Annotated in this window: 20 protein-coding genes; 13 read left to right on the forward strand and 7 right to left on the reverse strand. The window is 63.3% G+C overall.

From position 1 onward, the window contains the following. Positions 1–17: 17 nt before the first annotated feature. Positions 18–680, reverse strand: a complete 663-nt coding sequence (gene parA / locus P3T17_RS08295) for a ParA family partition ATPase (RefSeq protein ID WP_074266906.1) — start codon at positions 678–680, stop codon at positions 18–20. Between the two features lie 1,103 nt (positions 681–1,783). Between parA and arsC the strand changes: the two genes are divergently transcribed. The 3 genes from arsC (at position 1,784) to P3T17_RS08310 (ending at position 4,074) form a co-directional block, all read left to right on the forward strand. Further along, entirely contained in the window at positions 1,784–2,143 is a 360-nt protein-coding gene (gene arsC, locus P3T17_RS08300) for an arsenate reductase (glutaredoxin) (RefSeq protein WP_429405978.1), read from the forward strand. A gap of 106 nt (positions 2,144–2,249) precedes the next feature. Beyond that, complete coding sequence (locus P3T17_RS08305; protein ID WP_074266908.1) at positions 2,250–3,626, forward strand: gluconate:H+ symporter; 1,377 nt, start codon at positions 2,250–2,252, stop codon at positions 3,624–3,626. Positions 3,627–3,783: 157 nt separating this feature from the next. Then, positions 3,784–4,074 carry a DUF1272 domain-containing protein gene (locus P3T17_RS08310; RefSeq protein WP_429405980.1) on the forward strand — a complete coding sequence of 97 codons (291 nt, stop codon included), beginning with the start codon at positions 3,784–3,786 and terminating at the stop codon, positions 4,072–4,074. A gap of 25 nt (positions 4,075–4,099) precedes the next feature. Here the strand turns inward: P3T17_RS08310 and P3T17_RS08315 are convergent, their stop codons facing one another. Next, positions 4,100–4,309 carry a zf-HC2 domain-containing protein gene (locus tag P3T17_RS08315; protein ID WP_429405982.1) on the reverse strand — a complete coding sequence of 70 codons (210 nt, stop codon included), beginning with the start codon at positions 4,307–4,309 and terminating at the stop codon, positions 4,100–4,102. Further along, on the reverse strand, positions 4,290–4,898 hold the full coding sequence (locus P3T17_RS08320; RefSeq protein WP_429405983.1) for an RNA polymerase factor sigma-70: 609 nt from the start codon (positions 4,896–4,898) through the stop codon (positions 4,290–4,292). The genes P3T17_RS08315 and P3T17_RS08320 overlap by 20 nt, the downstream gene beginning before the upstream one ends. 669 nt (positions 4,899–5,567) lie before the next feature. Here P3T17_RS08320 and P3T17_RS08325 point away from each other — a divergent pair. Continuing rightward, positions 5,568–5,852, forward strand: coding sequence for a hypothetical protein (locus P3T17_RS08325; protein WP_429405984.1), 285 nt, complete (start codon positions 5,568–5,570; stop codon positions 5,850–5,852). An 11-nt stretch (positions 5,853–5,863) separates the two neighbouring features. Then, complete coding sequence (locus P3T17_RS08330) at positions 5,864–6,139, forward strand: DUF6723 family protein (protein WP_074266913.1); 276 nt, start codon at positions 5,864–5,866, stop codon at positions 6,137–6,139. 264 nt (positions 6,140–6,403) lie between these two features. Here the strand turns inward: P3T17_RS08330 and P3T17_RS08335 are convergent, their stop codons facing one another. Next, positions 6,404–7,336, reverse strand: a complete 933-nt coding sequence (locus tag P3T17_RS08335; RefSeq protein WP_429405986.1) for a hypothetical protein — start codon at positions 7,334–7,336, stop codon at positions 6,404–6,406. 269 nt (positions 7,337–7,605) lie between these two features. Then, the gene (locus tag P3T17_RS08340) at positions 7,606–9,873 is read right to left on the reverse strand and encodes an ATP-binding protein (protein WP_429405987.1); all 2,268 of its coding nucleotides are present in this window, start codon (positions 9,871–9,873) and stop codon (positions 7,606–7,608) included. 687 nt (positions 9,874–10,560) lie between these two features. Between P3T17_RS08340 and P3T17_RS08345 the strand changes: the two genes are divergently transcribed. From P3T17_RS08345 to P3T17_RS08380, 8 genes are all read left to right on the forward strand, one after another. Further along, positions 10,561–10,929, forward strand: a complete 369-nt coding sequence (locus P3T17_RS08345; protein WP_074266916.1) for a response regulator — start codon at positions 10,561–10,563, stop codon at positions 10,927–10,929. Continuing rightward, positions 10,922–11,545, forward strand: coding sequence for a chemotaxis protein CheC (locus P3T17_RS08350; protein ID WP_074266917.1), 624 nt, complete (start codon positions 10,922–10,924; stop codon positions 11,543–11,545). The genes P3T17_RS08345 and P3T17_RS08350 overlap by 8 nt, the downstream gene beginning before the upstream one ends. After that, positions 11,542–12,477 carry a sensor domain-containing diguanylate cyclase gene (locus P3T17_RS08355; protein WP_074266918.1) on the forward strand — a complete coding sequence of 312 codons (936 nt, stop codon included), beginning with the start codon at positions 11,542–11,544 and terminating at the stop codon, positions 12,475–12,477. The genes P3T17_RS08350 and P3T17_RS08355 overlap by 4 nt, the downstream gene beginning before the upstream one ends. Positions 12,478–12,697: 220 nt before the next feature. Further along, entirely contained in the window at positions 12,698–13,546 is an 849-nt protein-coding gene (gene hpnD / locus P3T17_RS08360; RefSeq protein WP_429405988.1) for a presqualene diphosphate synthase HpnD, read from the forward strand. After that, on the forward strand, positions 13,546–14,823 hold the full coding sequence (gene hpnE / locus P3T17_RS08365; RefSeq protein ID WP_429405990.1) for a hydroxysqualene dehydroxylase HpnE: 1,278 nt from the start codon (positions 13,546–13,548) through the stop codon (positions 14,821–14,823). The genes hpnD and hpnE overlap by 1 nt, the downstream gene beginning before the upstream one ends. Continuing rightward, a complete protein-coding gene (shc, locus tag P3T17_RS08370; protein ID WP_429405991.1) occupies positions 14,820–16,922 on the forward strand; it encodes a squalene--hopene cyclase in 2,103 nt (700 codons plus the stop codon). Before hpnE ends, shc begins: the two co-directional genes overlap by 4 nt. Before the next feature lie 86 nt (positions 16,923–17,008). Next, positions 17,009–17,668: a phosphorylase gene (locus tag P3T17_RS08375; RefSeq protein ID WP_429406468.1), complete on the forward strand. Its 660-nt coding sequence runs from the start codon at positions 17,009–17,011 to the stop codon at positions 17,666–17,668. Positions 17,669–17,800: 132 nt separating this feature from the next. Continuing rightward, positions 17,801–18,274: an acyl-CoA thioesterase gene (locus P3T17_RS08380; RefSeq protein WP_429405992.1), complete on the forward strand. Its 474-nt coding sequence runs from the start codon at positions 17,801–17,803 to the stop codon at positions 18,272–18,274. A 149-nt stretch (positions 18,275–18,423) separates the two neighbouring features. Here P3T17_RS08380 and P3T17_RS08385 read toward each other — a convergent pair whose 3' ends face one another. Beyond that, positions 18,424–19,530 carry an MlaA family lipoprotein gene (locus tag P3T17_RS08385; protein ID WP_429405994.1) on the reverse strand — a complete coding sequence of 369 codons (1,107 nt, stop codon included), beginning with the start codon at positions 19,528–19,530 and terminating at the stop codon, positions 18,424–18,426. Then, positions 19,527–22,154 carry an MMPL family transporter gene (locus P3T17_RS08390; RefSeq protein ID WP_429405996.1) on the reverse strand — a complete coding sequence of 876 codons (2,628 nt, stop codon included), beginning with the start codon at positions 22,152–22,154 and terminating at the stop codon, positions 19,527–19,529. The genes P3T17_RS08385 and P3T17_RS08390 overlap by 4 nt, the downstream gene beginning before the upstream one ends. Between the last annotated feature and the right edge of the window lie 16 nt (positions 22,155–22,170).

Consider the following 22,170-nt stretch of genomic DNA (forward strand, 5'->3'; position numbering starts at 1 on the left):
CCTTTATGCGCATAAATTCAGGGGAGCAGGGCGGCGATCTCGTCGGCGAACGCACGTACTTCGGCGGCCGCGAGCTTGGCGCCGCGGTCATTCATCTGCAGCACAGTCTGCCCGAGCGCCATGGCCTGCTTATAGGCTTCGCGGGTAGGTATCTGGGTCTTGAGCAGCGGAAAACCTAGTTCTTCCAGCGCACGCTTGAGTTCGCGGGTCAGCATCCGCTTCTCTTCGGTCTTGTTGAGCAGAAAGACTGCGCGCAGGTCTTCGTTCATTGACTGGGCTTGCTGGATCAGCTTGACCAGTCCCACGCTCGACCAATAATCGGCCGGGGACGAAGAGGTCGGGATGATGGCTACGGTAGCGGCGAGCAGGACGACGCCGGAGACTTTCTCGGTGATGGATGGCGGGCAGTCCACGACGATGATGTCATAGTCGCCGACGAACTTCTTGATCTCGCGGTGGATCTGGCCACCGAACTCGGAGAGGTTGACGACCGGAAAAGGGATGCCCGATTCACTGTCTGATGATGCGCTCGTCCAGTGGACCAGAGTGTTTTGCCCGTCAGCGTCGACGACGAGGACCCGCTTACCTTTCTCATGGAAGGCAGCGCCGAGGTGCATCGCGATTGTGCTTTTCCCGACTCCACCCTTCTGTTGAGTTACCGCGATGATTTCTGCTGCCAATCTTCACCTCTCTTTTTAGACGCTGATGGATTTTACCTTGATGAATTTGTATTTCAATCTGTTTTGTCGTTAACGTGTGACGCGTTAGCCATTCGGCCGAGGTTTATGCGCATAAAGAGGCCGGTTGATTGGCGAGTGGGTGGTGGAAGCGTGTCGCAACAGGAATAGGACGGATAGTTGCGAGGTCCGTTTGCGTGAATATGACGTCGTGCTGTGGCGGTTACGTGGCGGTGATCGGGGAAGTCGATTGGGGAAGTCGTGTGGGGCCGTGTCCTGACCCAGCTCGATCAATATCGGGAACGGTTGGAGGCGCCGGCGAAAGATTGCCTCCGCGCTCGGTGATATCTGGGAGCAGATTGCTATGACTTAGCGGCTGGCTTGGGCCTACTGCTCCTTGCCGGTGGGGAGGGGGTGATCGCGCAGGGCATGGACTTTATGCGCACAAACAGGCCGTTCCGGTCGGCCGCATGATGTCACGGCGACGGCCTCAGGCGTGAGTCAGGCGGCAGGCACACCACGGTTCGCAAAGAATGCGGTCCGATCGCCATGTCGAGCGACGCATCCTCGCCGGGGTGAAAGCGCAGGACAATCGCTATGCCCTAACTGCTCACCCGAGCGTGTGGTCGTTCGCCAGCGGGGCCGAGGCCATTGAGCGACGGGCGCCGACTTTATGCGCATAAACGCGATCCACCGCAACCGGCTACGAGAATCGGGGGGCTGCCGTCGCAGGCGTAAATCGCCCAGCGGACGTAAGGTGCTCCCAGCCTCGTTCGACCATTGCTCGGGCAGTACACCTCTCACTGTCAATGTCACACCGTCCCGGCTACGTAACAGCGAGGCTTTACCCACCCACGAGCCCTTCCACGGGTCGCATTCCCGACACCTCACCCATAAGCGGCCCAGAGCCCAACCAACATCGCACGACGGCCACTAAGCTAGCCACCAACATTTCGCAAAAAAACCGTATAAACAAAACTTCGCGATTGAATCTACACCTACCCCGCCAGCCAACCCCACCCATCCACAGCCTTAATTTCACCTCACAATCAACGCTAAAATCGCCACCGCTCTCCAGCCAGCCCGCATCCAACCAAAACACCACCATGATCACGATCTATCACAACCCCCGCTGCTCCAAATCACGAGCTGCAGTCGACCTGATCACCAACAGCCTCAACGTCGCAAGCGAGCCCATAGAGATCGTGGAATATCTGAAGCACCCGCTATCCTCCGCGCAACTGAAAACACTGAACGCAATGCTCGGTTGCCCCGTCCGCGAAATGCTGCGTAACTCCGAGAGCGTCTACGAAGAACTCGACCTTGACCGCACCGACCTCTCCGACGATCAGTTATACGAAGCGATTGAAAAACACCCCATCCTGATGCAGCGTCCGATCGTCGTTCGCAATGGTCGAGCGATCATCGGACGGCCACCCGAGAACGTCGAATCGTTGTTCGTGTGAATCCCCCACTTACGCCCGGCTCCGCTACGCCGAACTGCTGACGCCCGCTACAATCGCCGTCATCCGCGCGTGGCCGCGGAGGCGTCAATCAACACAAAGGGACATCGTGCATTTACCGACAACACTCGCGCCGTGGTCGCCCCACGACACCCAACTGATCCTGTCGTGCGTACTAGGGCTTGCGCTGATCATCGTTTTTATCAGTGCGCTCAAACTGGCACCGTTCCTGTCGATACTGGTCGGCACGTTCGCTGCCGGGTTTGCCGCCGGCCTGCCGCTCGAAGCGGTGGCAGGTGCTTTCAGCAAGGGAGCGGGCGCGCTGCTTGGAGATGTGGGGATCATCATCGCGCTGGGGGCGATGCTCGGCGCGTTGATGGCCGAGTCCGGCGCAGCGGACCGGCTCGTCTCGACCATCCTCAAGCACTCCACGCCGCGCTCACTGCCGTGGATGATGGCACTGGTGGCGATCATCATCGGGATGCCGCTGTTTTTTGAAGTGGGCCTGGTGATGATGGTGCCGATCATCTTCGTGATGGCGCGGCGCTCCCAGCAGCCGATCCTGCGCATCGCAATTCCCGCCCTCGCCGGCATGACCACGTTGCACGCGTTGCTGCCGCCGCACCCGGGTCCGTTGATCGCCGTCAGCGCCCTGCACGCGGATCTCGGCCTGACACTTGGGTTGGGTCTGATCGTCGCCATTCCGGCGGTGATTTTGGCCGGACCGCTCTACGGCATCTGGTTGTCCGGGCGAATGGACGTGGCCGAGCCGGAGGAAATGGGCAAACTGTTCTCCGCGCAGACCGATACGGCCGAACCGCCCAGCTTCGCCATTTCGCTGATCACGATACTGTTGCCCGTCATTTTGATGTTGGGGCGCACCGTCGCGAAACTCGCGCTGCAACCGGAGACGTTCCTCTTTAACGCGCTTAATTTCCTTGGCGAGCCGCTAATTGCCCTCGGGCTCACGGTGCTGTTCGCCATCGTGGCGCTCGGCTGGTCGCGAGGCATGCCGCGCGACCGCGTGAGCGGCATCCTGCGCAAAAGCTTGCCGCCGATCGCGGCGCTGCTTCTGACCATCGGCGCAGGTGGAGGGCTCAAGCAGGCGCTCGTGGTCGCGGGCATCAGCACGACTATCGGCAAGATCGCGGTCGGCGCGCACCTGCCTTTAATCCTGCTCGCCTGGCTGATCGCCGTCGCGTTGCGCCAGGCCACCGGTTCGGCCACCGTCGCCACGACGACGACGGCCGGTATCGTCGCGCCGGTCGTCATCGGCCTCAGCCCGACGCACAATTCGCTGCTGGCGCTCGCTATTGGCGCGGGTTCGGTGTTCTTCTGCCACGTGAACGACGCAGGTTTCTGGATGGTGCGTGAATATTTCGGATTGAAACTCAAGCAGACCGTTTTCGTCTGGTCGATCCTGCAGACTATTGTGTCAGTGGTTGGACTCGCGCTGACGCTCTTGATGTGGAGTGTCCTGACCTAAGCCGGATCGCTACCGCGTCCACACGCCGTGGCAGTACCTTGGTACCCGCCTGCCGCAGGATGGGCACCTCGCCTGCCCTGCAGCAGCACCTACACTGTCTCGTATCGAAGGGCGCTGCGAGCGCGCCTTTTTCTCTCTCTCAACATGGGAGCATGCGATGCTGGAACTGAGACCGTCCTGTGAAGGATGTGGCAAGTCATTGCCGCCGAATGCGCCCGACGCGATGATCTGCAGTTACGAGTGCACCTTCTGCGAAAATTGCGCGCTAGGCACGCTCGGCAACGTGTGTCCGAATTGCGGCGGCAATTTCCAGCCCCGGCCCATCCGTCCGCGCGCGATGCTCGCCAAAAATCCCGCAGGCGCGCAGCGGCATCCTGCACACATCAACGAAGCCGGCCACGCGGCCTTTCTCGAACGGTATCGCGCGATCCTGCCCGGCGAGCGCTAATCCGCTGCGGTCGCTTGCCGGCGCGTCAATCGTCAGAATGGACCTCACCGGCTCCATCGAGCCCGCTTAACTCGCGCGACGCCGTCCGCAGCAAACTGATGTGTTTGCGGTAGTTGCGGCAGCCGCTGCAGATTGGAAGATGCAGGCCGACCGCGATCCACTCGCCGGCCCTCAATGGCCGATCGAGCGCGTCGGATAGCAGTCGCGTGATGTGCTTACATTTCCCCATTCGCATCTTCTCCGGAAAGGCCCTTTTCGGTCAGGCAGGTGCGCAGCCGTAGCCGTGCGCGATACATCAGGACGCTGCAGTGATTGGCGGTTATCTGCAATTCACTACATATCTCTTCAGTGTCCAGATCGAGGAATTCGCGCATCATGAACACACGGCCGATATGTTCCGGCAGATGATCGAGGCACATCTCGAAGAGCTGCCAGAATTGCTGCTGGCGTAGCGCGGTCTCGGGCGTCGGCCATAGACGCGGTTTGGCCTCTTTCGACCAGTGGCCGTTGTCCTTGAAAAGCTCGCGGTCGAGCAACGCTTCGTCGTCGAGTTCGGAGTCGAGCGCTGACAGGTTCACCGTGCGTTTGCGGGCGCGCAGGGTGTCGACCAGTTTGTGCCGCAAGATCCCGAACACCCACGTCTTGTGCTCCGATTGCGCGGCGAATCGATCCGCTTGCGACCACGCCGCGGCGAGCGCTTCCTGGACTGCGTCTTCGGCGGCGGCTGCATCGCGCAGCTGCAGTCGGGCGAAGCGCAACAGATCGCGCCGCAGTTGCGTCAGATAAACCGGGTCGTCGAAACCCCGCTCCGCCGTTTGCCTCATGCCCGGTCCCACCGCCGTACGGCGCCCGGGCAAGCATCAACTGGATCCCCAATCGGGCCCGGCGCCGCTTTAACGCGTCTGTTCGGACGCGCTGCAAGATCGATGGTGTTCATGTGTGGATATTTTGGGGTATCGAAGATGGCGCGTGGCGCTCATCTTCGCGCTCGCTTCTGCTGTAGCAGACGGAAGTTCAGCATGGATTTGCCTGCAGCGGCGACGTAAACCCAGATAAGTCGGTAAAAGCGCGCGTTTATGACGGCGGCATCGGCAATATTGAATGTTTTTTCTTTGAACGGGGCGCTCGAACATTTTCGCCGCGAGGCAACGATCCTCGCGCGGTGCGCCACCATTCAAATGTACCGCGTCATTTGGGTGCATACGTGCTACAGTGGCTCAACCGCTTGTTAGTCTCTCGCGCGCTTGCGCCGACCCCCTCACGTCTTCGCTTTATCGCGCTTCCCGGATCGATCAGGATCCCTCTTTAAGTCACTACGCGTGGCCGCTGCTCCAACGTAACGGAGGCGACCTTCGTTTGCGCGTATCGACATCCCTGCGCCAGTCGCAGAACCGTTTGCCGCAGAAACCGCAGTCGTGTGTTGTGAGTCGCGCAAAAGGCGGCGTCCATACCGCGATCGCCACCCGGCAAAACACTTACGGGAGACAACTACCATGAACAACATCATCAGAAGCTACCGCGGACTCGAGATTTATCCGTTGGTTTATCCGCATCAACCTCGGGGAGCAAACGGCACGCGTCACTACGATGCGGGTTTCGATGCCGCGGTGAAGATCTGCCGGCGCGGCAATGACGACACGATGACGACGAGCCGCGTATTTCGCGTGCCAAGCCGCTCGCCCTTCGGCACGACGGGCGATGCGCGGATGGCCTCGGCAAGTCACGCGGAACAGGTCATCGACGGCATGATTGCCGGCCAGTCGATCGTTGGGTTGTGAACGGCGTCCCGATGGCCTATTCCACTACCACCGCCCGGCGCCAGCCGCTACAGGACCAGCCGGATCGCCCTGGCCGGGAGAATTATCACGTTGCGGTATCGTCGCGCCGTACGTCGAGCGGGACTGTGCCGACGCTTAAGGTCACACGTTTGAGCGATGGGCGGGCGATCTACCCGTTCCAGGGCCATGCGGACATGCCGTTTTTCGAAGACGCACAAGCTGCGGAACTGTACGCGCAAACGTACGGCTTGCAGCTTGTGGATGGGGATATCGCCGTACCGGAGTAACCGCGGGCGAAAGAAAACAGACGCTATTCCGGCGTCTTGCTGGTTGTCGGCATGACCGGACGATAGCGGCATTTTTCCGCTCCGTCGCACTACCGCACCGCGCTCCGGCAGCGGCCATTTGCCTTAATTCGTCTCAGACCGGAGACGTGCTTGACTGCAAAGGCAAAACCTCCACTTATCCACAAGGTTATTCAGCGAAATTGTGGATAACTTTGGAGGCCGCAGGGTTATCCACCGCGACCCCCCACGAAGCGCCTTCACGCGTCACACGTGATGGTGTCCCGTCACGCGATCCCAGCCATGCCGCACCGCTGCCTTGAACCGTTCCCACGTATCGGTCGCGGCCGGTGACGTGGTCTCCCAGTGGCGCCGGGCTTCCGGCTCGACGTCGTCCCAGGGGCGGTCGCGAAAGCGCGCGTCATGGGCAATCGTCGCGCCGTAGCGATACGCGGGCACGTAGTCCTCGTAGCGAGCTTCCTCGCTCGCGTACTGCTCGTCGTAGTGATTGCGGAAGTCTTCTTCATACTCGAGAAACTCGTCCGGAATCGTCTCGCCTTCGACGGGTTCCGGGCGTCGCGCGGCCGGCGCCACATCCACCGGCGTGAATACGGCGCCAAACCCCGGCGCGCTGCCAGCGGCAATGGTGTTGAGCGTGGCCGCTTCGCTGAGCGGCCGCGCCGTCAACGGCTCGTCGACTAGCGGGTCGGCAGGCACGGGCGGCACGCCTCGCCGTGGATCTCCCGGGGCGACGCTCGCAGAGGGCGGCGTATTGACGCCGCCTATGCCGAGTTCGTCGAGTACCGAGTTTTCCCGACGGGCGGCCGGTTCGTCCCGTTCTGTGTCCCAGCCCGGTTGGCGCTCACCGATGTCGGTGGCGCCCAGCCGTGCCAGGGTGCTGCTGGCGAGCTCCGCGTGCGACTCGCTGGCAGCGTTGACGCAAACCAGCACCGCACCGCGGCGCACGGCGTCGGTATAGCGCTCTGCCTCCGGCGCGCGCGGCTCCTTGGCAAACAGGCTGGAGATGAAGCGCTCGATATTGGCCAGCACGCCGGCGTTTTCGACTGCGTCGGTCGCAGAGGGCACCGGGTTGGCCTGCAACTCGATGGCGTTATAGGCGAAACCCGTTTGCACGAGCGTGTCGCGCGCGCTCTCCGCCTGGGCGTAAGTGCCGAATAAACCAATCACGGTATGTCGCATGGTTGTCTCCCGACGTTTTACTGACGGCCGCCGCGATAGCGCGGAGCCTTCTACTGGTCGAGACGCGCAACGATCGTGCCGGACCCTCACGCAGCGTCAGGCGGCGCGTCTGCACAGCCATGTGCCACGTGGGTTAGAGAGTTAGAGGCGGTGGCCGGCAGGCTGGCAAGGCGCTTCTTTTACAACAACTGGTAATTCGGGCCGTGCGTGCTGCGCTGCCGAAAATTCAAAGTCCGGCGTACCCAGCGTCGAAACCCGCCATGGCACGGTCAATTCGCGGAATGCGCACTGTTCTGTGCCAGATCGTGCTGGATATCCTGCAGCAGCTTGTCGAGGAGGGCGATATCGAACGGTTTGGACAGTACCCGAACGTCGACATGTCGTGCGCGGTCGAGTTCTTCCGCATAGCCGGTCACGAGAATGACCGGCAGGCGGGTTTCGAAGGCCTGAACTGCTTCGGCCAGGTCGATACCGTTCGTCGTACCGGGCATATGGATGTCGGAGATCACCAGGTCGAACGGCAGCGGATCGCCGGTGCGCTTCTGCCTGGCGTGCGCTTCGTCGAACAGGCGCAGCGCGGTATCCGCGTTGAACACGCAGGTGACCTGGTGGCCCATCATCTGCAGCAAGGCTTCGGTGCCGGCGGCGACCTCGTCGTTGTCTTCGACCAGCAGGATGCGCAAGCCTTGCGGCGTGCCCGTGTCTTCGACGTTCGGCTCGACGGGACGTTCGACCTCCGGCAGCGCCGCGGCACGCGGCAGGTACAGCCGCACCGAGGTGCCCGCGCCGATCGCGCTGTCGATCGCGGCGAGGCCGCCCGAGCGCTCGCAAAATGCGAACACCTGCGGCAAGCCCAAGCCGGTGCCCATGCCTTTCGGCTTGGTCGTGAAGAGCGGCTCAAAGGCCCGGGCGAGTACGTCCGGCGGCATGCCGACACCGGTATCTTCGAGCGAGAGTTGCACGAAATCGCCCGTCAGCGGAAAGCCGTCTTCATGACGGAAGGTAATGTTGGCTGCCCGGACGGTGAAGCGGCCGCCGTTGGGCATGGCGTCGCGCGCGTTGACGGCGAGATTGATCAGCGCCAGTTCGAGTTCTGCGACGTCCACGCGCATCGGCCAGACGTCGGTGCCGATGTCCATCACGAGCGAAACTTTTGCGCCCAGCGACGCGCGCAGCAATTCGCGACAGGCCGGCAGCCAGCGCTCGACGGCGAGCGTCTCGTTGCGCAACGGCTGCTTGCGCGCCACGCCGAGCAACTGGCGCGTGAGCGACTGACCGCTCTTGAGCGCCCGCTCGATGGCGGAGAGCTCGCGATCGAGCCCCGGCGCGCCGCGCCGCCGCGCGATCTGCACATTCGCCGAGACGATCATCAGCAGGTTGTTGAAGTCGTGCGCAACGCTGCCCACCAGATTGCCGAGTGCTTCCATCTTGCGCGACTGCCGGTAGGCGGATTCGATCGAGCGCCGCATCGAAGCCTCGGCCTGCCAGCGCTCCCACGCTTCCTCTTCCGCACCGAGACGCCGCAGCGATAACCAGATCACGCACCACAGCACGATGGATGGCGTGAACATCGACAGGATCAGGACACTCAGATGGCGGTACCAGGCCGCCCAGATCGCCGACGTGCGGTAGCCGCACGACACGTAGACCGGATAAGCGCCGACGCGCCGGTACGCCACGATCAGGTTGTCGTTGGCGAACACCGAGTGCAGCCGGACCACCCCGGCGTGGCTGCCTTGAGCCAAGGCCTGGCTGAGCTGCGTGTGGGGCGTGATCATGGCCGGCTGGCCAGGCGCCGGCGGGTAATGGGCGAGAACCGAGCCGTCGGCGCGGGTCAGGCTCATGGTCATCGGCGTATTGGTGCCGCCGAGCAGTTCCTGATAGAAGGCGATGAAGTAGCCCGGCCGCAAGGCGACCGAGACCACCCCGGCGAAGCCGCCGTCAGCGTTGCGCCGCGCGACGCCCGTGTTGAATACATTTTCGCCGGCAACCTGGCCGACCATATCCTTCGAGACGTGTTCGAGCACCTTGCCGTCGCGAATGCCGGTGAAGTCGTCGCGGTTAGCGATCGACACGGCTGGGGGCGGATTGAACCGGCTGCTCGCGAGGAGCGAGCCGTCCTCGCCGAAAATCGACACCGCTGCGACCTGGGGGTAACCGCCGCCCATGGTGCGTAGCTTGTCATGGATCTGCGCTTCGTCCGCGCGAATACCGTTGTCGTCGAGGCCCTGCACCAGATCGACGACGCGCGCGTCGAGCGCTTCGTTCATGTCGAACACTTTCAGCGCGTGTTCTTCTCCGACGCGCACCGTGTGCACCGTCAGATCGGTCGCGTCGGCTTCACGGGCGTGCAGATCGCTGACGGCCATGGCCGCCACGTAGACGCACGGTAGCACGATCGCCGCGATCAGCAGGGCGATCAGCGTCATGCGCCGGACGTGGAAATTCTGCTCCGGGACGACCGGGAACAGCGCCTCGTCTTCGCGTTCAGCGGAGAGGCGACTCGCGTCGCGCGGGTCGGACCGGTCGGATGTCATCTTTAATACCGCTACTGTCGTCTGGGACGGAAAACCTTACGCCTACCATCATACGAGAACCCGGAATTTGCCGGGAAGGATTGTCGAAACCGGTAACAATAGACCTCGGGAATGATGCGAAAGTTTTTTCTCCAAACAGCGAAGAATCCAGAAGCGCAAACGTACACAAAAGCATAAACGGGTCATAGCTTGCGTTTGAGGATATATAAAACCCACAAACTGTCATATGGTGAGTGATTTCTGTTCGTTAAATCCATATTGGCGAGTTGCCTTTTCGCTGGAATAATTTAAGAATCCTGCCACGATAAAAAGTGCGTCCGCCATGCTCGGACGTCTTTGCCGCGAGGGCCAGCCCGAGAACGCATTGCTAGCGTGACGGAGGGAGTTCGCGGAAACGCGCGCGACAGGCTGGGGTACGCCTTCATCCATTCGGCCGCGCAGAACCACCTTTGGGGTAGGCTCGAACATGCCGGTCATCGCTATCGTCCCGCGTGCGCACGCGCGCATCCGCATCGTTCCCATCGCACGCGCAACTGCGTGTGCCGTCCCTTGCTGTTCGTCATTCACGCAATTGGTAGTCCCGCTCGCGTCGAGGCATGCTTCGGCCGGTCTGTGTCCGGGCCGCTAAAGAAACTTTGATCCAGGCCGTTAATCCGACCGAGCCCATTCCGTTTTCACCCTCCCGCCATGTCATTGCCCATTGTGATCGCCGACGATTCGTTGCTTGCCCGCAAGGTGCTCACAAAGGCGCTGCCGCCGCAGTGGGATGTGGACGTCAGCTACGCATCCAATGGGCGCGAAGCGCTCTCGCTGTATCGCGAAGGCAAGGCGTCCGTGATGTTCCTCGACCTGACGATGCCGGACATGACCGGCTATCAGGTGTTGGAGGCGCTGCAGCATGAGGACCTGAACACGTTCGTGATCGTCGTGTCGGCCGATGTGCAGCCGATGGCCCAGGCGCGCGTGCGCAGCCTGGGCGCCATTGCCTTCATCGCCAAGCCCGTCACTCCCGAGGCAGTACTACCCATCCTCAAGGAGTACGGGTTGTATGAGTGAGCCAGTCCTCAACGAAGATCGGCGCGACGCGCTGCAGGAAGTTGCGAACCTTGCGATGGGCCAGGCCGCGACGCGGCTCGCACGCCTGCTCGATACGTTTATCGAGCTGTCCGTGCCGCGCGTGCAGGTGGTCGAGGTAAGCGACGCGGCTGCGGCGCTGCGCAAGATGACCGGCATTCAGGAGACCGTGAGCGCCGTGCGCCAGGGTTTCCGCTCCGACATCAAGGGCGAGGCCCTGGTCATTTGCCGCAGCGGCAGCATCGACCAGCTGTGCGCGCTGGTGAACGACCCGTATCCGCGTTCGGCCTACGAGGCCGTCAGCCAGCAGGAAGTAATCTTCGACGTCGCCAATGTGCTGATCGGCGCTTGCGTTTCGTGCATCCTTGAGCAGCTTGGCCGCACGCCGGTATTTTCGGCGCCGGGTCTGCTCGGCGAGTCGATGTCGCTCGAGGACGTGTTTCAGCCCGGTTTGCTCGGCTGGGAAGTCGCGTTGCTGGTCGAAGTCAACTTCGCGCTCGAAGACCAGAGTTTCCGCGCCCACCTTGTCATGCTGATGGCCGAAGAGTCCATCGTGCACATGAATGACGCGCTCGACGCGTTGCTGTCCAGTCTATGAATGTCTCCGCTTCGCTAAGCGATCTCGTTGTCGAACGCGTCGGTTTCGGAATTTTCGTGCTTGATCGCGATATGAACGTGCTGATGTGGAACCGTTTCATGCAGGATCACAGCGGTTTATCGGCCGAGAAGGTGGTCGGCAAGTCGATTTTCGCCAATTTTCCCGAATTGCCGCGCGTGTGGCTGACCCGCAAGCTGGAGAGCGTGTTCCAGCTCGGCAGCTTCGCGTTCAGTTCATGGGAGCAGCGGCCCTATCTGTTCAAGTTCGACCACGACCGGCCCATTACCGGCGGCGTCGATTTCATGCAGCAGGACTGCACCTTTATGCCGCTCACGCGCGACCGCGAGGTGGTGGCCGTGTGCGTGACCATCTCCGATGTAACGCACGTGAGCATCGTGCAGCGCGAGCGCGAAGAGGCGGTTGCCAAGCTGCAGGAGTACGCGGACCGCGACGGCCTGACCGGCATCGCGAACCGTCGCTATTTCGAAGCGCGCCTGCGCGACGAGTACACGCGCTGGCAGCGCTACGGCGGCGATATGTCGTTGCTGCTGTTCGATCTGGACCACTTCAAGAAGATCAACGACCAGTTCGGCCACGGTGTTGGCGACACGGTGCTGCGCGAGATGGCGCAACGGGTCGCGCAGGTGGTGCGAGTGCAGGATACGTTCGGCCGCTTCGGCGGCGAGGAATTCGCGTTGCTCCTGCCATGCACGCCGCTCGAAGACGCGATGCAGGTGGCCGAGAAAATCCGTCATACGATTGGCGACGAGCCGGTCGAGGTGCAGGGCGCCCAGGTGCCGGTGACGGCGAGCGTCGGCGGTGCATCGGCGCGGGTCGGCGTGCCGAACTATGACGTGCTGATCAACGAGGCCGACGCCGCGCTCTACAGCGCCAAGCGTCAGGGCCGCAACCGCTCGGTCGCCTTTATCTGACCGGTCTGGCGCGGCCTGCCGCCGCGCCGCCTTGTCATCCGCAAGATTGGCCGATTGCGCCCTCAAACTGCGCCGTCTCGCAAAGATTGTTATACTTTTCGCCGTTTCCGGTATCCCTTGCCGGTGTTATCGCGCGTGTCCGCGCGCGCGGCCTGCCCTCTGGGCGGGCACGCTCCCGATTTCTTGACCGCCTCCAGAGGGCCCCTCAGCGGAGATCGTCTTGGCTGTTTCCAATCTTGTCGTGGACGATACTGAAACCGACGCCGCTGCCGCCACGTCAGGCAGCTCGTTTTACCTCGCGATGCGCATCCTGCCAGCGGCGCAGCGCGACGCGATGTATCAGGTCTACGCTTTTTGCCGCGCTGTCGACGATATCGCCGATAGCGACCTGCCGCGCGCCGAGCGTTCGGCTGGACTCGAGCGCTGGCGCGCCGATATCGACGCGTGCTATGCCGGCGCGCCGCGCGCTTCGTTGCGCGCGTTGACGCGGCACATCCACACGTTTCACCTGCAACGCGAAGACTTCCACGCCATGATCGACGGTATGGCGATGGATGCCGCCGAAGACATCTGCGCGCCGGACGACGACACCCTCGACCTGTATTGCGACCGTGTCGCGAGCGCCGCGGGGCGTCTGTCGGTGAGGATCTTCGGGATGCCGGAGGAGCCAGGCCGTCAGCTGGCGCATCACCTGGGCCGGGCGCTGCAGCTGACCAACATCCTGCGCGATATCGACGAAGACGCGGATATCAACCGCTGTTATCTGCCGCGCGAACTGCTCGCGCTCGAAGGTATCGCCACGACGACGCCCGCGATTATTGCCGACGATCCGTCGCTGCCGCGCGTCTGCTGCAAGCTGGTGAAGCGCGCGCGCGAGCATTTCGCCCAGGCCGACGCGATCATGGACGCCTCGCCGCGCAATCACGTTCGCGCCCCGCGCATCATGTCCGGGGTCTATCGCTGTCTTCTCGATCGCACCGTTGAACGCGGCTTCGATCTGCCGCGCACCAAGGTCAGCAAGCCTAAGGCGCGTCTGTTGTGGATCGTCGCCCGGTACGCGTTTTTCTGATGCCGAAACTTGTCCACGTGATCGGCGCGGGTCTCGCCGGTCTGGCCGCCGCCGTGCAATTGCAGCGGCGCGGCGCGCAGGTCGTGTTGTACGACGCGGCCGGGCAGGCGGGTGGACGCTGCCGCTCCTGGTACGATCGGACGCTCGGTGCGACCATCGACAGTGGCAATCATCTGGTGATGTCGGGCAACGACGCGACGCTGAATTACGTGCGTGCGATTGGCGCGTTCGACGAGCTGGTCGGGCCCACTCAGCCCGAATACCCGTTCATGGACCTGGCGACACGGGCGCGCTGGACCGTGCGTCCGTCGGCTGGACTCTTGCCGTTGTGGGTCTTCGATCAGGCCGCGCGGGTGCCCAATACCCATCCGGGCGACTATCTGATGCTCGCGCCGCTGCTGTTGGCGAAGCCCGGCCGGACGATGGCGCAGACCATGCGCTGCGACGGAGTGCTTTGGGACCGCTTGCTGCGGCCGCTGCTCCGCTTGATGCTCAACCACGAGCCGCGCGAGGCGAGCGCCGAACTGGCCGCCGCGATGATTCGCGAGACGCTTGCGGCTGGTGGTCAAGCGTGCCGGCCGCTGCTGGCGCGCAATGGCTTGAGCAGCGCCTTCGTCGATCCGGCGCTGCGCCTGTTGCAGCATGGCGGGGCGGCGATACGGCTCGGCGCGCAACTGAAGGAAATTGTGTTTGCGGACACGGGCCGGGTGAACGCGCTGGAGTTTGCCGAAGTCGACGGCAATCAGCGCGTCGAACTCGACGATCCGGCGGCGGTGGTGCTGGCGGTACCGCCGGATATCGCGCAGACGCTTGTGCCCGGTCTGCAGGCGCCGCGGCGCTTTAGCGCGACGCGCAACGTGCACTTTGCCGTGGAACCGCCGTTCGGGGTGCCGCCGCTGATGGGGCTGCTCAACGGCACGGCCGAGTGGCTGTTCGCATTCGACGGGCGTCTTTCGGTGACGATTAGCGGTGCCGACCGCTTGCTCGACACCCCGCACGAAACGCTTGCGAAGACGGTCTGGGCCGAAGTCGCCCAGGCCGCGAGCCTGCCGCTCGAACCCATGCCGGCCTGGCAGGTCGTGTCTGAACGCCACGCAACCTTTGCCGCGCTACCGGGCGAAGAAATGCGCCGCCCCGGCACGCGCACCCGCTGGAAAAACCTGACGCTCGCGGGAGACTGGACGGCCACTGGCTTGCCCGCGACGATCGAAGGAGCGATCCGCTCTGGCCAGAAGGCCGCGGATACGCTGCTGAACGAACCGATGGAACGCAGATGAACGATTTTTCCCTTGCCCAGACGACGGGCGCCAATCAAGACGATTCAGCCGATTCTCCTGACGCAGTCGTCTCACCTGACGCGTCCGGGATGGCCGCTGTTTCGCCCGCGAGCGAGCCCGACGCTGCTGCGGCTACCGCCACTGCAGGCGTTGGTGCCGCTACACAGTCCGCCACCACGCTGGACGCCGCCGTCACCCGCGCGACCGACGCGATTCTCGCGGCGCAGCGCCCCGATGGCCACTGGGTCTATGAACTCGAAGCCGACGCGACGATTCCTGCCGAATATGTGCTGCTGACTCACTACCTTGGCGAAGAGCCGAACGTGGAACTCGAGCAGAAGATCGCGCGCTATCTGCGCCGCATCCAGTTGTCGAACGGTGGCTGGCCGCTCTTCACGGATGGCGCGCTCGACGTCAGCGCAAGCGTGAAGGCGTACTTCGCGCTGAAGATGATTGGCGATCCTGAGGATGCCGATCATATGCGCCGCGCCCGCGAAGCGATTCTCTCGCACGGCGGCGCAGAAGCGTCCAACGTCTTCACGCGCGTCCTGCTCGCGCTGTTCGGCGTGGTCTCCTGGTATGCAGTGCCAATGATGCCGGTCGAGATCATGCTGTTGCCACAGTGGTTCCCGTTTCATCTGTCGAAGGTGTCGTACTGGGCGCGTACCGTGATTGTGCCGCTGCTCGTGCTCAACGCGAAGCGCCCGGTGGCGCGCAACCCGCGCGGCGTGCGTATCGACGAACTGTTCCGCGGCGCGCCCGTCACAACCGGACTGTTGCCGCGTGCCCCGCATCAGCATCAGGGTTGGTTCACCTTCTTCCGCGGCGTCGATAACGTGCTTCGCCTAGTCGACGGCCTGTTTCCAAAGTACACGCGCGAGCGTGCGGTCAAGGCGGCCGTTGCCTTTGTCGACGAGCGTCTGAATGGCGAGGACGGACTCGGCGCGATTTTCCCGGCGATGGCCAACTCCGTGATGATGTACGACGTGCTGGGCTACCCGGCCGATCACCCGAGCCGCGCTATCGCTCGTCAATCGCTCGACAAGCTTCTCGTCATCAAGGACGACGAAGCATATTGCCAGCCGTGTCTGTCGCCGGTGTGGGACACCTCGCTCGTGGCGCACGCGCTGCTCGAAACCGGCGAGCCGCGCGCCGAACAGGCCGCCGAGCGCGGTCTGCAATGGCTGCGTCCGCTGCAGATTCTCGATGTGCGCGGCGACTGGATCTCGCGCCGCCCTGATGTGCGTCCCGGCGGCTGGGCGTTCCAGTATGCAAACGCGTACTACCCGGACGTCGACGATACGGCCGTGGTGGTGATGGCCATGCAGCGCTCGGCGGCGCTCACGGAGTCGAACGTCGATGATGCAGCGATTGCCCGCGCCCGCGAATGGGTGGTCGGCATGCAGAGCAGCGACGGCGGCTGGGGCGCATTCGAGCCGGAAAACACGCAGTACTACCTGAACAACATTCCGTTCTCCGATCACGGCGCGCTGCTTGACCCGCCCACTGCGGACGTGTCGGGCCGTTGTCTGTCGATGCTCGCGCAACTGGGCGAACTGCCGGCCAACAGCGAGCCGGCTCGCCGCGCGTACGACTACATGCTCAAGGAACAGGAGTCGGACGGCAGCTGGTATGGCCGTTGGGGCATGAACTACATCTACGGTACGTGGACGGCGCTCTGTTCGCTGAACGCTGCCGGTATGGCGCATGACGACCCGCGCATGAAGCGCGCCGCGCAGTGGCTGGTGTCGATCCAGAACGACGACGGCGGCTGGGGCGAAGACGGCACCAGCTACAAGCTCGATTACCGCGGCTACGAGCGCGCGCCGAGCGTGCCGTCGCAGACCGCGTGGGGCCTGCTCGGGCTGATGGCGGCGGGGTGCGTCGAACATCCTGCGGTGGCGCGCGGCATCGAGTATCTGTTGCGCGAGCAGCGCGAACACGGTCTGTGGGATGAAGCCCGCTTTACCGCCACCGGTTTTCCGCGTGTGTTTTATCTGCGCTATCACGGCTATCGCAAGTTCTTCCCGCTCTGGGCACTGGCGCGTTACCGGCAACTGAAACGTGACGGGCTGACGCGCGTTACGGTCGGGATGTAATGGTGTCTACGTCTTCTGGTTCTAGTCAGTTGTTCCCTTCATCCAAGGCAGGCGGAAGCAGGCTGCCCGTGATCGCGGTCACGGGCATGGCTTTCGAGGCGCGCATTGTGCGTGGCGAGGGCGTCGAGGTGGTGTACGCGGCGCGCGCCGATCTGCTCGAACGGGCGTTGCGCGCCGCGCTTGCGCGCGGCTGCTCGGGCATCATCAGCTTCGGTACGGCGGGCGGGCTCGCGCCGGATCTGGAACCGGGCGCGCTGATCGTGGCGGATGCCGTAGATGGTCCGCACGGGCGTTTCCCCACCGATCCGCGTTGGTCCGCGCAACTGGCTGCCGCGCTGGCGGCTACGCCGCTTGGCGCGACCCTGCACCGTGGCCTGATGGCTGGCGTGATGGCGCCGCTCACGGGCGCCGACGATAAAGCCGCCTTGCATCGCTCCAGCGGCGCGCTCGCTGTAGATATGGAATCGCATATCGCGGGCGCCATCGCCGCGGCTCAGGGCCTGCCGTTCGCAGTCTGCAGGGCGATTGTCGATCCGGCGCGGCGTACGTTGCCTTCGGCCGCCACGGCCGGCTTACGCGACGACGGTAGCACGGCGATTGGGCCAATCCTGCGCGAACTGCTGAAGCAACCTTCCCAACTCGGGGCCCTTTTACGGGTGGCGACCGACGCCCGTGCGGCCCGTACGGCGCTGGTTCAGGCGCGGCAGGCGCTAGGTGCGGCCGAAGCGTTGCAGCCAGGTGTGTGAAGCGGGGCCAGATGTCTGCGCCCCCTTGCCGTGTGGAATAAGGGAAAACCCTTAATTTTGGTATAATCTAGGTATTAACCCTAGGTTCCGGCTGCGATGCCGGCCCGCATCACCTCACGGAGGGGATACCAAATGAATTTCCACACCAGAAAATGGGTCAAGCCCGAAGATCTGAATCCGAACGGCACGCTGTTCGGTGGCAGCCTGCTGCGCTGGATCGACGAAGAAGCGGCCATTTACGTCATTTGCCAGCTGGACAACCAGCGCGTGGTGACCAAGCTCATGTCGGAGATCAACTTTGTCAGCTCGGCGCGCCAAGGCGACATCATCGAACTGGGCATTACCGCGACGCACTTTGGCCGGACTTCGATCACGCTGCGCGCTGAAGTCCGCAACAAGATCACCCGCAAGAGCATCCTGACGATCGAAAAGATCGTGTTTGTGAATCTCGGCGAAAACGGCGAGCCGGCTCCGCATGGCCGCACGCAGATTCGCTTCGCAGATGAGGCGTTTGAGCGCTATCGCTCGAGTTTGGCTCCGGCGGCCCAGCCGACGGCGAGTGTCGAAGATGCGGCTGCCGGCGTTGAAGCCGATACGATGCATTGAAGTCAGGCTGGGGCGTCTTCTTACGCTCGTCACCAGAAGCGAAAAATGAAACAGCCCGACCGGCGTTGATAGCCGGTCGGGCTGTTTCGTTTAGCGCTGGCGAAAGGACGGCGACAAACCACTTGCCTTGCCCAGGCGAATGCGACTAGTTACTGCCTCAGCGGAACCGGCGCGGCGGCGCCGGAAGCTGCTGCTGCGGCTGCCGCGCCAGATGCCGCCGGAGCCGTGGCGGCCTTCGCCGAGCTTGCGCCGACGGGAGCCGACGCGCCATTGACTGGTGCGGCCGGTGCCGACGAATCACCTGGGTCAGTGTAATTCGGTGCCCCTGCGGGCGCTGCACCCGATGCGCCATTAGCCGGCGCGGCCGGTGCCGATGAATCCCCCGGATCCGTGTAGTTCGGCAAGCCGGCGGGTTCCGTGCCCGAAGCGCCATTGACCGGTGCTGCCGGCGCCGACGAATCACCCGGGTCGGTGTAGTCCGGCAGACCAGCCGGCGCCGTCCCAGATGCTCCTGTTGCCGGCGCCGCGCCCGCACCGTCTGAGCCCGGATCACCATAGTTCGGCAGCGGAGCGGGCGTCGAACTCGAACCGCGCAACAGCGACTGGCGCTGCTGCGTATACGCGTCGCGAACGAACGAATATTTATCGAGCGCGGCAGCCTGCAGCAGGTCCGACGCACCGAGCAGATCGGCACGCGCGCTGATGAACTGCGCGATATACATCGGATTGCGCACGGCCGGCTTCAGATAGTGGATCACGTTAAAGCGGAAGTCGACGATATAGCCCGTACTGTCACGCACTGAGCTCGGTCCGAACAACGGCAGCACCAGATACGGACCCGCAGGCACGCCCCAGCGGCCAAGCGTCAGCCCAAAGTCTTCATGATGCTTCGGCAACCCCGCCGGCGTGGCAAAGTCGAGCAGACCGCCGATCCCGAACGTCGAATTCATCACGAAGCGCATGACGTCTTCGGTCGCATCCGTGATCTTCAACTGCAGAAGGTTGTTGGCGGCATTGCCCAGGTCGCCGAGATTGGAAAAGAAGTTGCTGATCGCCTGACGGACCGGTTGCGGCGTGACCTTCTGATAGCCCTTTGCAACGGGCTGCGCGATGGTCCGGTCGAGCGCATCGTTGAACTTGAAAATCTGCCGGTTCATCGGTTCCAGCGGGTCGCCCGGCTTGCGGTCGGGACCCGTCGCGCACCCTGCAAGCGCACCTGCAACGAGCAGGGTCAGGGCGGTGGTTCGCATCTTCATTTGGTGATTCCTTGCTTTTCTTTCGATGCGCGACGCGCGCGCGGCTTACCCATCAGGACGGGCTGAAACACCACTGCGCCGATCAGTGTGCACAACAGCGATAGTGCGAGCAACCGCCCCATGCTCGACGTGCCCGGATGATGCGACAACCAGAGGCTCCCGAACGCCGTTGCGGTGGTGGCCGCGCTGAACATCACGGCGTGCGTGAGACTCGACTGCAGCAGACCCGTTTGTCCGTTGCGCCACGCCATGACGAAGTAGATCTTGAACGCGACGCCTACGCCGAGCATAAGCGGCAACGCGATGATGTTGGCGAAATTGAGTGGCATGCCGAACACAACGCACAACTCAAGCGTGACCAGTGCCGACACCAGCAGCGGAATCAGCGTGCGCAGCACGTCGCTGAGTCGCCGCAACGCGAGCCATAGCAGGATGGTGATGGTCACCAGTGCCCACGCAGCGGCTTCCAGGAACGCCTTGATGATTACGTCTGCGGAATGCAGGATCGAGATGGTCCCGCCGATCGCGTCCGGCTCCGTCGTCTTCACCGCATGGGCGAAGCGTCGCAGCATCGCATCGTCGCCTGGGTCTGCGCCTGGCGCGACCTTGGGAGCGATGTCGACCAGCGCGCGGCCGTCGGCCGCGACCCAGTCGCGCGAGATTTCGGGCGGCAAGGTGGCAAGCGTGATTTCGCTCGGCTGCAGCAGTTCGGCGAGTTGCTGCAACGCGATCTTCAGCGTGCTGGACATCGCAGTTTCTGCGCGGTCGCGCGTGGCGGCATCTGCGGCGGCGAGCTTCTGCAGCGTCGTCGACAGATGCTGGGCCTCGGCCGCACCGGGACCGGGATGGTCCTCCGCGGCAAGCGACAGCTGGTTGGCCGCTCGCTTCAAGGCGGCAACGCGCAACGCATCGCTCGACGGCGGCGCGGGCGTTTGCGTCAAGGCGGGCAACAGCTGCTGCGCAGCGCTATTGATGAGCAGAAGCTTTTGGGACTGGTCGGTCGGAATGAAGGTGCTCAGTGTCGTGACGAGGCCCACCTCCGGCAGTGTCCTGAGATGCGCCGCGATCTTGTCCGCGTCCGCGAGCGATGGCGTCAGCACGTGCACGTTGTTGACAGCGGCCTCGGGCGAATCCTTCAGCGAGAGCAGTGTCGCCATCGATTCCGTATGCGGGTCTTTCAGATGCAGCGGGTTGAAGTCGAAGCGCAGATGAGTCAGCAACGGCATCGCACCGACGACAACCACGAGGGTGCCGATCAGGACGGGCTTGCGGTGACGGTCGAGGAAATCGTCGACGGGTGCCAGTTGCTTGAAACCTGGCGAAGCGACTTCACCAGGTGGATTGAAAATCTTCAGGAGTGCCGGAAACAGCGTCATGTTGGTCCCATACGCGACGAACATGCCGACGCCGGCGATCTGCCCCAGCTCCGCCACGCCGCGGTAGGCGGTGGGCAGGAACGAGAAGAACGCTTCGGCCACGGCGACCGCGGCGAGCGTCAACGGTACGCCGATGGTATGCGCGGTGTTGACGAGGGCGGCGGCCAACCGGTCATCGCGATGGCGCTCCTCGCGGTACTTCACGCCGAACTGGACCCCGAAGTCGATCCCAAGCCCGACGAACAACACCATGAACGCAACGGAAATCATGTTGAGCGCGCCGACCATCATCAGGCCGAGCGCGGCGGTGATAGCAAGACCGACGAACAGCGTGATGAGCACGGCGACGATCATCCGGCCCGAGCGCAACGCGAGCCACAGGATCACGAGGACCACGACGAAAGTGATGATGCCGTTCAGCGCGGCGCCATCTTGCACTGAAGCCAATTCTTCGTCGGAGAGCGGTTGTTCGCCGGTCAGACGGATCGACGCGCCGTAGTGGGCGTTGAGATCGAGCGACGCGGCCGTGGCGCGGATGGCGGCGGAGGCGCGGGCGCCGGGTTCGAGCGCACCGTAGTTGACCACCGGCTGCACGGTGATGAAGGCGCGCGCCGGGTTCGTGCTGATGTCCTTGTCGACCAGCGCGCGCCACGAGAAGGCGGCGGGCTGGCCGGCGAGCACACGGTCGAGCACGGTGGTGCTTTGCGAGAGCAGATGGCTCATATCGCTGAGCTTGACCTGGCCGAGCTGAAGCGGCAGCAGCAGGCTGGTGGTGAGGACCCCTGCAAGACCGGTCAGACTGGGATCTTTGGCGAGCGCATTGACGAGGGGACGCGACTGAACGAGTTGTCCTGTGGTGGACTGGACCTGGTCGAGCGACAGAAACAGCAAGCCGTTGTGCTCGAAGAACGAACCGCCGGCCGGTTGCGTGACGGCGACGAATTCCTTGGGCTGCTTTTTCAGCGCGTCGGTGAGAGCGTTCGCAGCGGCATCGGCGAATTCGGGGGCACGCGCTTCGACGACCACCAGCACGGTTTGGCCGCGTTGGGGGAAGGCGTTGTCCATGGCGTCGTCGAGGGACGACCAGGCCTTGTTGGTTTCGACGAGACGGCTGATGTCTGTGTTGATCTTGAAGTGATGGACGACGTAATAGCTACTCAGGACCGCGAGGATGAGCGATATGAGGATGACGCGCAGCGGGCGGCTGACCGACCAGGCGACGAGGCGGACGATAGATGACTTCAGCATGTAGGCGAGTGGGGCC

It is taken from the genome of Paraburkholderia sp. GAS82 (assembly GCF_050436285.1).
Lineage (GTDB): Bacteria > Pseudomonadota > Gammaproteobacteria > Burkholderiales > Burkholderiaceae > Paraburkholderia > Paraburkholderia phenazinium_B.

Coding starts and splice junctions, on each gene's coding strand:
- arsC (WP_429405978.1), top strand. CDS start 1,784: ATGATCACGATCTATCACAACCCCCGCTGCTCCAAATCACGAGCTGCA.
- P3T17_RS08310 (WP_429405980.1), top strand. CDS start 3,784: ATGCTGGAACTGAGACCGTCCTGTGAAGGATGTGGCAAGTCATTGCCG.
- P3T17_RS08315 (WP_429405982.1), bottom strand. CDS start 4,309: ATGCGAATGGGGAAATGTAAGCACATCACGCGACTGCTATCCGACGCG.
- P3T17_RS08320 (WP_429405983.1), bottom strand. CDS start 4,898: ATGAGGCAAACGGCGGAGCGGGGTTTCGACGACCCGGTTTATCTGACG.
- P3T17_RS08325 (WP_429405984.1), top strand. CDS start 5,568: ATGAACAACATCATCAGAAGCTACCGCGGACTCGAGATTTATCCGTTG.
- P3T17_RS08330 (WP_074266913.1), top strand. CDS start 5,864: ATGGCCTATTCCACTACCACCGCCCGGCGCCAGCCGCTACAGGACCAG.
- P3T17_RS08335 (WP_429405986.1), bottom strand. CDS start 7,336: ATGCGACATACCGTGATTGGTTTATTCGGCACTTACGCCCAGGCGGAG.
- P3T17_RS08340 (WP_429405987.1), bottom strand. CDS start 9,873: ATGACATCCGACCGGTCCGACCCGCGCGACGCGAGTCGCCTCTCCGCT.
- P3T17_RS08345 (WP_074266916.1), top strand. CDS start 10,561: ATGTCATTGCCCATTGTGATCGCCGACGATTCGTTGCTTGCCCGCAAG.
- P3T17_RS08350 (WP_074266917.1), top strand. CDS start 10,922: ATGAGTGAGCCAGTCCTCAACGAAGATCGGCGCGACGCGCTGCAGGAA.
- P3T17_RS08355 (WP_074266918.1), top strand. CDS start 11,542: ATGAATGTCTCCGCTTCGCTAAGCGATCTCGTTGTCGAACGCGTCGGT.
- hpnE (WP_429405990.1), top strand. CDS start 13,546: ATGCCGAAACTTGTCCACGTGATCGGCGCGGGTCTCGCCGGTCTGGCC.
- shc (WP_429405991.1), top strand. CDS start 14,820: ATGAACGATTTTTCCCTTGCCCAGACGACGGGCGCCAATCAAGACGAT.
- P3T17_RS08375 (WP_429406468.1), top strand. CDS start 17,009: ATGGCTTTCGAGGCGCGCATTGTGCGTGGCGAGGGCGTCGAGGTGGTG.
- P3T17_RS08380 (WP_429405992.1), top strand. CDS start 17,801: ATGAATTTCCACACCAGAAAATGGGTCAAGCCCGAAGATCTGAATCCG.
- P3T17_RS08385 (WP_429405994.1), bottom strand. CDS start 19,530: ATGAAGATGCGAACCACCGCCCTGACCCTGCTCGTTGCAGGTGCGCTT.
- P3T17_RS08390 (WP_429405996.1), bottom strand. CDS start 22,154: ATGCTGAAGTCATCTATCGTCCGCCTCGTCGCCTGGTCGGTCAGCCGC.